This is a genomic window from Klebsiella sp. KE9456 (assembly GCF_043832615.1).
GTDB classification, from domain to species: Bacteria; Pseudomonadota; Gammaproteobacteria; order Enterobacterales; family Enterobacteriaceae; genus Klebsiella; species Klebsiella indica.
The window spans coordinates 40121-51690 of sequence record NZ_JBDYQK010000008.1; the positions used below are offsets into that span (position 1 = coordinate 40121).

The 11570-nt window shown below is 53.0% G+C and carries 12 protein-coding genes; 8 read left to right on the forward strand and 4 right to left on the reverse strand.

Features of this window, described 5'->3' with window-relative positions; genetic code table 11:
- Window positions 1-343: 343 nt before the first annotated feature.
- From upp to ABK821_RS09810, 3 genes are all read left to right on the forward strand, one after another.
- Window positions 344-970 carry a uracil phosphoribosyltransferase gene (gene upp / locus ABK821_RS09800; RefSeq protein ID WP_138361073.1) on the forward strand — a complete coding sequence of 209 codons (627 nt, stop codon included), beginning with the start codon at window positions 344-346 and terminating at the stop codon, window positions 968-970.
- A 91-nt stretch (window positions 971-1061) separates the two neighbouring features.
- The gene (gene uraA / locus ABK821_RS09805) at window positions 1062-2351 is read left to right on the forward strand and encodes a uracil permease (RefSeq protein ID WP_395033936.1); all 1290 of its coding nucleotides are present in this window, start codon (window positions 1062-1064) and stop codon (window positions 2349-2351) included.
- A gap of 95 nt (window positions 2352-2446) precedes the next feature.
- Window positions 2447-3148, forward strand: a complete 702-nt coding sequence (locus tag ABK821_RS09810; RefSeq protein ID WP_213799324.1) for a DnaA inactivator Hda — start codon at window positions 2447-2449, stop codon at window positions 3146-3148.
- Between the two features lie 39 nt (window positions 3149-3187).
- Here the strand turns inward: ABK821_RS09810 and arsC are convergent, their stop codons facing one another.
- Both arsC and bepA read right to left on the reverse strand, forming a co-directional pair.
- Window positions 3188-3547, reverse strand: coding sequence for an arsenate reductase (glutaredoxin) (arsC, locus tag ABK821_RS09815; protein ID WP_138361076.1), 360 nt, complete (start codon window positions 3545-3547; stop codon window positions 3188-3190).
- A 9-nt stretch (window positions 3548-3556) separates the two neighbouring features.
- Window positions 3557-5020, reverse strand: a complete 1464-nt coding sequence (gene bepA, locus ABK821_RS09820; protein ID WP_138361077.1) for a beta-barrel assembly-enhancing protease — start codon at window positions 5018-5020, stop codon at window positions 3557-3559.
- Between the two features lie 225 nt (window positions 5021-5245).
- Here bepA and ABK821_RS09825 point away from each other — a divergent pair, with 225 nt between their 5' ends.
- A complete protein-coding gene (locus ABK821_RS09825; RefSeq protein WP_343178903.1) occupies window positions 5246-6313 on the forward strand; it encodes an AI-2E family transporter in 1068 nt (355 codons plus the stop codon).
- A gap of 78 nt (window positions 6314-6391) precedes the next feature.
- On the opposite strand, the gene bcp is transcribed toward ABK821_RS09825, so the two are convergent.
- The gene (bcp, locus tag ABK821_RS09830; RefSeq protein WP_138361079.1) at window positions 6392-6862 is read right to left on the reverse strand and encodes a thioredoxin-dependent thiol peroxidase; all 471 of its coding nucleotides are present in this window, start codon (window positions 6860-6862) and stop codon (window positions 6392-6394) included.
- Between the two features lie 3 nt (window positions 6863-6865).
- A complete protein-coding gene (locus ABK821_RS09835; protein ID WP_343178904.1) occupies window positions 6866-7435 on the reverse strand; it encodes a glycine cleavage system transcriptional repressor in 570 nt (189 codons plus the stop codon).
- A gap of 153 nt (window positions 7436-7588) precedes the next feature.
- On the opposite strand from ABK821_RS09835, the gene dapA reads away from it, so the two are divergent.
- The 4 genes from dapA to ABK821_RS09855 all read left to right on the forward strand — a co-directional run bounded on the left by dapA (window position 7589) and on the right by ABK821_RS09855 (window position 11566).
- The gene (dapA, locus tag ABK821_RS09840; protein WP_138361081.1) at window positions 7589-8467 is read left to right on the forward strand and encodes a 4-hydroxy-tetrahydrodipicolinate synthase; all 879 of its coding nucleotides are present in this window, start codon (window positions 7589-7591) and stop codon (window positions 8465-8467) included.
- Between the two features lie 16 nt (window positions 8468-8483).
- Entirely contained in the window at window positions 8484-9518 is a 1035-nt protein-coding gene (bamC, locus tag ABK821_RS09845) for an outer membrane protein assembly factor BamC (protein WP_138361082.1), read from the forward strand.
- 230 nt (window positions 9519-9748) lie between these two features.
- Complete coding sequence (gene purC / locus ABK821_RS09850) at window positions 9749-10462, forward strand: phosphoribosylaminoimidazolesuccinocarboxamide synthase (RefSeq protein ID WP_138361083.1); 714 nt, start codon at window positions 9749-9751, stop codon at window positions 10460-10462.
- A 234-nt stretch (window positions 10463-10696) separates the two neighbouring features.
- Window positions 10697-11566: a neutral zinc metallopeptidase gene (locus ABK821_RS09855; protein WP_138361084.1), complete on the forward strand. Its 870-nt coding sequence runs from the start codon at window positions 10697-10699 to the stop codon at window positions 11564-11566.
- Window positions 11567-11570 lie beyond the last annotated feature (4 nt).

Below are 11570 nucleotides of genomic sequence, written 5' to 3' on the forward strand. Positions count from 1 at the left end.
CAGGGGCTTTTCAGAGGCTGAAAATCATAAAAAAAGTTATATCCTTTATATTTCATTCAGCCCGTATCAGCTCAGTAAGTGAATCAATCGAATCAGATTTTCGTTTAAACCACCGATAATGCGATTGCCACAGGCAAATAAAACAAAAGGCAACACCAATGGTTTGCTTAAGTGAACGGCATTGCCGCTTTTGGCGGGGCTTTTTTTATTTCGTTTATACTGCCTCAGGCAGCGTAAAGCATTTTGCTTGATCGGGGTCAAACATATCGGCTATGGCGCAAAAGGGAAAAAGCGGTATAATCCCGCGATTTTTTTTGTGGTTGCCCTTCAGAGGAGAAAGAGAATGAAGATTGTGGAAGTGAAACACCCACTCGTCAAACACAAGCTGGGGCTGATGCGTGAGCACGACATCAGCACCAAACGCTTCCGTGAACTCGCCTCAGAAGTGGGCAGCTTACTGACTTATGAAGCGACCGCCGATCTGGAGACGGAAAAAGTCACCATTGAAGGCTGGAACGGCCCGGTAGACATTGAGCAGATCAAAGGCAAAAAAATTACTGTGGTGCCGATTCTGCGCGCAGGTCTGGGCATGATGGACGGCGTGCTTGAGCACGTCCCAAGCGCGCGCATCAGCGTCGTGGGTATCTACCGTAATGAAGAAACCCTTGAGCCGGTGCCCTATTTCCAGAAGCTGGTGTCCAATATCGACGAACGCATGGCGCTGGTGGTTGACCCTATGCTGGCAACTGGCGGCTCAATGATCGCCACCATTGACCTGCTGAAGAAAGCAGGCTGTAACAGCATTAAGGTGCTGGTTCTGGTGGCTGCGCCGGAAGGCATTGCCGCGCTGGAGAAAGCTCATCCGGATGTGGAACTCTACACCGCGTCGATTGATCAGGGCCTGAACGAGCACGGATACATTATTCCGGGGCTCGGCGATGCCGGTGATAAGATCTTTGGTACCAAGTAAATGATGAAGTAAAAAAAGCCGACTTTGATAGTCGGCTTTTTTTTGAATAAAACACACAGCAACTAACAAACGACTCTCAGAGGAAAATGCTATGACGCGCCGTGCTATCGGGGTGAGTGAAAGACCACCACTTTTACAGACAATCCCGCTTAGTTTGCAACATCTGTTCGCCATGTTTGGCGCAACGGTACTGGTGCCCGTTCTGTTTCATATAAATCCGGCCACGGTACTGCTGTTTAACGGCATTGGTACACTGTTATACCTTTTCATCTGCAAAGGTAAAATCCCGGCTTATCTTGGATCGAGCTTTGCGTTTATTTCTCCGGTTCTGCTTCTGCTGCCGCTGGGCTACGAAGTCGCTCTCGGCGGCTTTATCATGTGCGGCGTACTGTTTTGTATTGTCTCCTTTGTGGTGAAAAAAGCCGGTACCGGCTGGCTGGACGTGATGTTTCCTCCGGCTGCGATGGGGGCAATTGTCGCGGTTATCGGCCTGGAACTGGCGGGCGTCGCGGCAAATATGGCCGGTCTGTTGCCTGCCGAAGGGCAATCGCCGGATAGCAAGACCATCATTATTTCACTGGTGACGCTGGCCGTGACGGTCTTCGGTTCGGTGCTGTTCCGTGGCTTTCTGGCGATTATCCCGATTTTAATCGGCGTACTGGTCGGCTACGCGCTCTCTTTTGTCATGGGGGTAGTCGATACCACGCCTATCGCTGAGGCGCACTGGTTTGCGCTACCGACCTTCTACACGCCACGTTTTGAATGGTTTGCGATTTTCACCATTTTACCTGCCGCGCTGGTGGTGATCGCCGAGCACGTTGGCCACCTGGTGGTGACGGCCAATATCGTCAAAAAAGATCTTATCCGCGATCCGGGTTTACATCGCTCGATGTTTGCCAACGGTCTGTCTACGGTGATCTCCGGCTTCTTTGGTTCAACGCCGAATACTACATACGGCGAGAATATCGGCGTCATGGCGATTACCCGTGTATACAGCACCTGGGTTATCGGTGGGGCGGCGATCATCGCCATTTTGCTCTCCTGCGTCGGGAAACTGGCCGCAGCGATCCAGATTATTCCGCTACCGGTCATGGGCGGCGTCTCCCTGCTGCTGTATGGTGTGATTGGCGCATCAGGTATTCGCGTGCTGATTGAATCCAAAGTGGATTACAATAAGGCGCAGAATCTGATCCTCACCTCCGTTATCCTGATTATCGGTGTCAGTGGCGAGAAAGTGCATATTGGCGCCGCCGAACTGAAAGGTATGGCACTGGCGACCATTGTCGGTATCTGTCTGAGCCTGATCTTCAGGCTGATCGGCGTTTTGCGCCCGGAAGAGGTTGTCCTCGATGCCGCGGACAGTGAAGACGCAAAACCGTGATCCTTATACCGGGCGGTGAGCCTGCCCGGTTCTCTCCTTGCGTATTTCTGTGCTAAACTCTTCGCGTTTTTCTGCAAGCCTATGTTGAGGTCCATCTGAACGCACCGGCACAGCTCTCTTTGCCACTGTATCTTCCCGATGATGAAACTTTCGCAAGTTTCTGGCCGGGTGATAACCCTTCTCTTCTTGCTGCCCTCCAGAACGTGCTGCGGCAGGAACATAGCGGATATATCTATATCTGGTCGCGCGAAGGGGCGGGGCGCAGTCATTTATTACACGCCGCCTGCGCGGAACTCTCCCAGCGTGGCGATGCAGTGGGCTATGTTCCTCTGGATAAACGGACGTGGTTTGTGCCGGAAGTGCTGGACGGAATGGAGCAGCTATCGCTGGTTTGCATCGACAACATTGAATGTGTGGCCGGTGATGAACTGTGGGAAATGGCTATCTTCGACCTCTATAACCGCATTCTTGAATCAGGGAAAACCCGGCTGCTGATTACCGGCGATCGGCCGCCTCGCCAGCTTAAGCTGGGGCTGCCGGATCTGGCCTCGCGTCTCGACTGGGGGCAAATCTACAAACTGCAACCCCTGTCGGATGAGGATAAGCTCCAGGCACTGCAACTGCGCGCCAGACTGCGCGGTTTCGAAATGCCGGAGGACGTCTGCCGTTTCCTGCTTAAGCGACTGGATCGCGAAATGCGTTCGTTGTTTATGACGCTCGATCAGCTCGATCGCGCCTCGATTACCGCCCAGCGCAAACTGACGATTCCATTTGTGAAAGAGATCCTGAAGCTTTAACTGCACGGCGACGTTCTAATCCGCCGCCGTGAAAGCGCGTTAGCCAATGATTTCCAGCACTTGCTCCGGTGGGCGACCGATACGCGCTTTGCCGCGGCTGACGACGACAGGCCGTTCGATCAACTTCGGATTATCGATCATCGCCTGGATCAGCGCTTCTTCGCTGAGCTGCGGATTTGCCAGCTCCAGTGATTTATACAGATCTTCTTTCTGGCGCATTAATTCGCGTGCGCTGGCCATTCCCAGCATCTTCAGCAACTGGCGCAGCGTTGCGGCATCCGGTGGCGTCTCCAGATAAAGCACCACTTCGGGGTCGATACCGTTGGCCTTCAGCAGGCTCAGGGTGTCGCGGCTCTTGGAGCAGCGGGGATTATGATAGATTTTGACCGTCTCGGACACGAGATCTCCTTACATTTTCTGGTACGGTTTGAAGCGTTCCTGCAACTGTCGCAACTGATCGATGCGCGCGTCGTAGCGCGCTTGTTGCAAGCTGCCTAATTTCACTTGCGAACTGGCGCGGCTAAGTAATGAGATAGCCTGATCGAGTCGCCCGACCAGCGCCATGCTTTCTGCACGCGCCGCCAGTTCCTGATCGCGATTGCCGAGTTTGGCTTCCGCCTGGGCCAGTAAATCCCAACCGTTGACGTCCTCTTTATTATTAAAGGTGTAGCGGTTAAGAATAGTTGCGGCTTCCGCCGGTTGCCCGCCTTCCAGTAACGCGTTGGCAAGGTTTATCTGTAGAACCGGATCGGTACGAAGTTCACGGGCATTTTTCAGGCGCCTGATCGCATCAGTTGCTCTCTTTTGCCCGAGGTCGATATCGGTTGCCAGATCGAGATACCAGGCGTTTTGCGGATCGGCGTTTAACAGCGGTTGCAGCGTTTTGCGCGCCAGATCGTAATTATCGCTGCCCATTGCCAGCAGGGCGCGTCCGTATCGGGCGGCGTGTTGTTCGCGGATATTGCCTTTTTCCCAACTGCTCAGTAGATCATTATTGAGCTTATTGTCTCCGGAAGCGTACATCCCGAGGGTTCTGGCCTTTGCCAGATAGAAGTTTGCGGAAGATTGCACGACAACCGGGCGCATCTGATTCGCCCGGTTGCGGGCGTCAGCGAGGCGGCTTTCCGGCAATGGGTGAGTCAGCAACATTTCCGGCAGACGGGTCGAATAACGTGATTGGTCAAGCAGTTTTTCCATAAATGCCGGCATGGCCTGAGGATCGAACCCTGAACGCTGAAGCACCTGAATACCAATACGGTCCGCCTCTTCTTCGTTTTGTCGGGTAAAGCTGATCATCCCCTGCTGAGTACCGGCAAGCGTGCCGGTGAGCGCCGCCATCCCGGCCTGCGGGCTGGCCATCGCCAGCAGAATAGACCCCAGCGCGCCGACCCAGGTCAGTGGGGCATTACGCTTCTGATCTTCCATTGCGCGGGCAAGGTGGCGTTGGGTGACGTGTGAAATTTCGTGCGCCATGACGGATGCCAGCTCGCTTTCGTTATCCACGTAACGGAAGAGCGCCGAGTGCAGCACAACGTTGCCGCCGAAGAAAGCAAAGGCGTTAATTTCGTCATTATTAATCAGATAAAAGTGGAATGGCGTACGCACTGAATTGGCGTGCGAGACCAGCCGCATGCCTAAGCCATTAATATATTGCACCAGAAGAGGGTCGTTGATTAACGGCGCGCTGCCGCGCAGCTGACGAACATAGTAATCTCCCATCTGCATTTCCTGACCGATGGAGAGCGTGCTTCCTGCGGTGGTGCCCATGTCTGGCAACGTATCTGCGGTATCGGCAAAAGCAGGTAATATCGACCCCAGCGTCAACGACGCGATGACGGCTGCCACCAGCGTTTTCTTCAACTGCCTGAACATAACCCCTGTCCTGTAATGTGGATGTGCCAGTTTGACCGATTGTGCGGCGTAATGTTCCCTGACCGCAACTCCAGCGAGTTTAGCTGGGGTGAACCGCATTGAAAATATGATATTCACCCGGTCATTAATGTTTGTCGTTTTACCCATAAAAAGCGAAGTCTTTTTTGTGACATTTCGATACAATTCCTGAGATTGTTACAGCTTCGCTCTTCAGGGAAGGGTTTTATGCTTCAGATGTTAATGCAGTGGTATCGTCGCCGGTTCAGCGATCCGGAGGCAATAGCGCTGCTGGTCATTTTGTTGGCCGGGTTTGGCATTATGTTTTTCTTTAGCGGCCTGCTGGCGCCGCTCTTAGTGTCTATCGTACTGGCTTATTTGCTGGAATGGCCGACCATCAGACTGGAGCGCATCGGTTTTTCACGGACCTGGGCCACGTCAGTTGTTCTGATTCTGTTTGTTGGTATTTTGCTCCTGATGGCTTTCGTGGTGATGCCGGTTGCCTGGCAACAGGGTATTTATCTGATTCGCGATATGCCTGGCATGCTGAACAAACTTTCTGACTTTGCCGCCACCGTGCCGCGTCGTTATCCCGCCTTAATGGATGCCGGAATTATCGACGCGATGGCGGAAAATATGCGCAGCCGGATGTTAACCGTCGGCGATTCGGTGGTGAAATACTCCCTGGCTTCACTGGTCGGGCTGCTGACGCTGGCGGTCTATCTGGTACTGGTCCCGCTGATGGTGTTCTTCCTGCTGAAAGATAAAGCGCAGATGCTGAATGCCGTGCGCCGTGTTCTGCCGCGTAATCGCGGTCTGGCCGGGCAGGTATGGGAAGAGATGAACCAGCAAATTACCAACTATATACGCGGTAAGGTGCTGGAAATGATTGTCGTCGGCGTGGCGACATGGGTTGGCTTTATCCTTTTTGGGCTCAATTATTCGCTATTGTTGGCAGTGCTGGTCGGTTTTTCGGTATTGATCCCTTACATTGGCGCGTTTGTGGTCACCATTCCGGTGATTGGCGTGGCGCTGTTTCAGTTTGGCGCGGGCACCGAGTTCTGGAGCCTGTTCATGGTGTACCTGATTATTCAGGGGCTGGATGGCAACCTGCTGGTTCCGGTATTGTTCTCAGAAGCGGTTAATCTGCATCCGCTGGTCATTATTCTGTCGGTGATTATCTTCGGCGGTTTGTGGGGATTCTGGGGCGTGTTCTTCGCGATTCCGCTGGCGACGTTAATCAAAGCGGTAATGCATGCCTGGCCGGATGGCCCTGTTATCGAAGACGGGAAGTAGCTGAGAAGCTGAAAAATATGCGCTAAAAAAGACGCCGGGTGGTTGGGTAACGACCCGGGTCTTGCATTTTTCTCAGCGTCAGGCGTTTTCTTTCAGCCAGTTCAACACCACTTCGTGGTGATTACTGGTTTTGAAATCATCAAATACATGCTCGATTTTGCCATCGGCATCAATGAGGAAGCTGATGCGGTGAATGCCGTCGTAGGTTTTCCCCATAAACGTTTTTTCACCCCAGATACCAAACTGTTCGCATACCTGATGATTTTCATCAGAGAGCAAAGTGAAGTTCAGCAGCTCTTTTTCGGCGAAACGGGAGAGTTTTTCTGGTTTATCCGTACTGATGCCCAGTACTTCAACGCCTGCTTTTTTCAGGTCGTCCATGTTATCGCGCAAACCGCACGCCTGTACGGTGCAGCCCGGGGTCATGGCTTTCGGGTAAAAATAAACCAGAACACGCTGTCCCTGGAAGTCGGTCAAATTTACTTCCTCGCCGTCCTGGTCCGGTAAGCTAAATTTCGGTGCAATATCACCGGCTTTCAGTGGGTTCATTACTCAAACTCCATCCTGTTCATCATGCTGTGAATAATTAACGATATTAATACTGCCTTGTGCCTTCAGTTCTGTACATAGTGCTTTAAATGCTTGTTCGATATTTGACGCATTTTGCGTTGTTGGACTATGGGCGGTGATTTGGATAAAAAGCTGAACGGAATCGTCGTTTGCGCCCGATTGGGTGCGGGAAACCAGTTCGGCAATATTCATTTTCCATTTATCACACAGGGCGGTAAATCGCTCAATAATATGCGGTGAATCCGGCACCTCAACCTGAATCCAGACGGTATTCTGCATCGCCTGAGGCGGTCTTGCGGTTGTACGCTTCATCACGATAAGCAGTTCCAGCTCGGCGCCTTTCAGCGGCAGAGTGGATTCAATCAGGTTAATCGCATTCCACGAGCCGGAAAGCAGCATGATAAACGTAAACTCGTCGCCAAGCATAGCCAACCGGCTGTCTTCGATATTACAGCCGCAACTGCTGACGTGGCGAGTGATTGTATTCACGATGCCCGGGCGGTCTGCGCCCAATGCGGTAATAACCAGATAGTGTTGTAATGAGGCGGTCAAACCTGTTCTTCCTTTAAAAAGGTGAGGTAACGTTAGGAAAGCATAAAAAAAACCGGCATACAACATCCCTGATGGCATCGGGTCTCTTGCTTTTATTACAGCACCAAACGTAACATTGAATATCTTATCCCACTTCTGCTCTGAGGATGGCCCATGTTTACGGGAAGTATTGTAGCGCTTGTCACGCCGATGGATGAAAACGGCAATGTCTGCCGATCAAGCCTGAAAAAACTGATTGATTACCATGTCGCCAATGGAACCTCGGCGATCGTTTCGGTAGGGACTACCGGAGAGTCCGCAACCCTAAGCCATGAAGAGCATGGTGATGTGGTGATGCAGACGCTGGAACTGGCTGACGGGCGTATTCCGGTGATTGCCGGTACCGGTGCGAATGCCACCGCCGAGGCGATTAGTCTGACTAAACGCTTTAACGATAGCGGTGTGGTAGGTTGTCTGACGGTAACGCCTTATTACAACCGCCCGACTCAGGAAGGGGTGTTCCAGCATTTTAAAGCGATTGCCGAACATACTGATTTGCCGCAAATTCTGTATAATGTGCCGTCCCGTACGGGGTGCGATATGTTACCGGAAACCGTTGGCCGTCTGGCGGAAATCAAAAATATTATCGGTATTAAGGAAGCAACGGGGAACTTAACGCGTGTTCATCAGATCAAAGAGCTGGTTTCAGATGACTTTATTCTGTTGAGCGGCGATGACGCGACCGGAATGGACTTTATGCAGCTTGGTGGTCATGGCGTGATTTCCGTAACGGCAAACGTTGCGGCGCGTGAAATGGCCGAAATGTGCCGACTGGCGCTGGCGGGTCAATTTGCTGAAGCGCGTGCGATTAACCAGCGTCTGATGCCGTTGCATACCAAATTATTTGTCGAACCCAATCCTATCCCGGCCAAATGGGCCTGTAAGGCATTGGGTCTTGTGGCGACCGATACGCTACGTCTGCCGATGACACCAATTACCGAAAATGGTATTAAGGCTGTCACCGCCGCGTTGAAGCATGCCGGTTTGCTGTAAAGTTTAGGGAGATTTGATGGCTTACTCAGTACAGAAGTCGCGCCTGGCGAAGGTTGCGGGTGTTTCGCTGGTTCTACTCCTCGCGGCCTGTAGTTCTGATTCGCGCTATAAGCGCCAGGTGAGCGGCGATGAGGCCTATTTGCAGGCAACGCCGCTCAGTGAACTTCATGCGCCAGCAGGCATGATCCTGCCGGTTCAGGTGGGTGATTATAACATTCCGGTTGCGACCAGCACCGGTAACACAGGTAAAGCGCTGGACATCCGTCCGCCTGCTCAGCCTCTGGCCCTGCTCAGCGGCGCGAGCACCCAGTTTAAGGGGGATACCGCGACGCTGATGGTGGAAAATGGCCGCAGCGGTTCGTTGTGGGCACAGGTGGCAAGCATCGTGCAGGCGAAAAACTACACTATTGCTAAGCGTGATGATGCCAGCCAGACGCTGAATACCGACTGGGTCGACTGGAATCGCCTTGATGAAGATCAGCAGTACCGTGGTCGCTATCAAATCTCAGTGAAGCAGCAGGGCTATCAGCAGGCAGTGATCGTGAAGCTGGTGAACCTGGAGCAAGCGGGTAAACCCGTTGCCGATCCGGCGTCGCTGCAGCGCTACAGCACCGCGATGCTGAACGTCATTTCCGAGGGGCTGGATCTGAACGCCACCAACGCACAGAACGCCGCGCAGAAAAATGCCGGAGCGACTTTCGACGTGCAGAGCGCGGCTGATGACACCGGCCTGCCGATGCTGGTGGTGCGTGCGCCGTTTAACCTGGTTTGGCAACGTCTGCCGGGCGCGCTGGGAAAAGTGGGGATGAAGGTAACCGACAGCTCTCGTTCTCAGGGCAGTCTTTCTGTGACTTACAAACCGCTATCTGACAGCGGCTGGACCGATCTGGGGGCTCGCGACCCGCAGCTGGTATCCGGCGATTATAAACTGCAGGTCGGGGATCTCGATAACCGCAGCAGTCTGCAGTTTATCGATCCGAAAGGGCATACGTTGACGCAGTCGCAAAATGATGCGCTGGTCGCCGTATTCCAGGCGGCATTCAGTAAGTAATAAACAGGGCTGGAGCAATCCGGCCCTTTTTAATGTATAGTGACGCAAACGTGTGCGTATGCGCATCATCCTTCAAATTGCGTCGTTGTTGGTTGCCTTCGTTCACCCCAGTCACTTGCTTATGTTAATGACCGGGGATTCGCTCAGTTGCCGCCTCAATGCGCTTTGAATGATGTTGTGTACAGGCGGGAATGTATTTTTTGGGCTTAATATCACTGGAGTGGTGAAAGATGAAAAAGCAAGCTGAGTTGTATCGTGGTAAAGCGAAAACGGTATACAGCACCGAAAATCCGGATCTGTTGATACTCGAATTCCGTAACGATACGTCAGCAGGGGATGGCGCTCGCATTGAGCAGTTTGATCGTAAAGGCATGGTGAACAACAAGTTCAACCATTTCATTATGAGCAAGCTGGCGGAAGCGGGTATCCCGACCCAGATGGAAGCGCTGCTGTCCGATACCGAATGTCTGGTTAAAAAGCTGGATATGGTGCCGGTGGAGTGCGTGGTGCGTAACCGCGCTGCCGGTTCTCTGGTAAAACGCTTAGGGATTGAAGAAGGTATTGAACTGAATCCGCCGTTGTTCGACCTGTTCCTGAAAAACGACGCCATGCATGACCCAATGGTCAACGAATCCTACTGCGAAACCTTTGGCTGGGTGAGCAAAGAGAACCTGGCCCGGATGCGGGAACTGACCTATAAAGCTAACGATGTGCTGAAAAAGCTGTTCGACGACGCAGGCCTGATCCTGGTGGACTTCAAGCTGGAGTTTGGTCTGTTCAAAGGTGAAGTGGTGCTGGGTGACGAATTCTCTCCGGACGGCAGCCGCCTGTGGGATAAAAAGACCATGGATAAAATGGATAAAGACCGCTTCCGCCAGAGCCTTGGCGGTCTGATTGAAGCCTACGAAGAAGTGGCGCACCGTTTAGGTGTCAAACTGGATTAAGCCTTCCTCTCTGCCGGGCTGACAGGCCTCGCTCTCCATGCCGGATGCACCGTTTACGTCGCCATCCGGCATGTCACTGATGACGTTATGCTCATCAGGTCGACAATAACTCTCCGTATTCCGGTCAGATAACGTGAGGCCGGGGACATGCCCTCCGACATATTTCCAGTGGTAATCCCGTTCATAACCGCCTACGATCGTAGGAGTAATTTATAGAAGAAGATAGAGGTAGTTATGCGTTGGCAAGGACGTCGCGAAAGCGACAATGTTGAAGATCGCCGTGGTCAATCTGGTTCGTCAATGGGCGGGGGCGGGGGTTTTCGTCTTCCCAGCGGGAAAGGCGGCATTGTGCTGCTGATTATTATTCTGGTGGCGGGCTATTACGGCGTAGATTTAACCGGTATGTTGACCGGCGAACCGCTCTCTCAGCAGCAGACCACCAACCAACGCTCCATCAGCCCGCAGGATGACGAAGCCGCGACATTCACGAAAGTGGTTCTGGCGGATACGGAAGATACCTGGGGCGCGATTTTTAACGATATGGGCAATCAGTATCGGCAACCGAGGCTGGTGATGTATCGCGGTTCGACGCCAACCGGCTGCGGTACTGGCCAGTCGGTGATGGGGCCATTTTACTGTCCCGCAGACAGCACTGTTTATATCGATCTGTCGTTCTACGATGACATGAAAACCAGGCTCGGCGCGGGCGGCGATTTCGCCCAGGGTTACGTTATCGCCCATGAAGTGGGCCATCATGTGCAAAAGCTGCTGGGGATTGAATCGAAAGTGCGCCAGCTACAGCAGAATGCTTCACAGGCGGAAGCCAATCGCCTGTCGGTAAAAATGGAGCTACAGGCGGACTGTTTTGCGGGCGTCTGGGGCTACAATATGCAGAAGCAGGATTTACTGGAGGCCGGCGATCTGCAGGAGGCGCTGAACGCCGCAGAGGCGATTGGCGATGACCGCTTGCAGCAGCAGAGCCAGGGGCGCGTGGTGCCGGACAGCTTTACCCACGGGACGTCACAGCAGCGCTATACCTGGTTTAAGCGCGGTTTTGACAGCGGTGACCCGGCGCAGTGCAATACATTTGGCAGTACGTTATAACCTC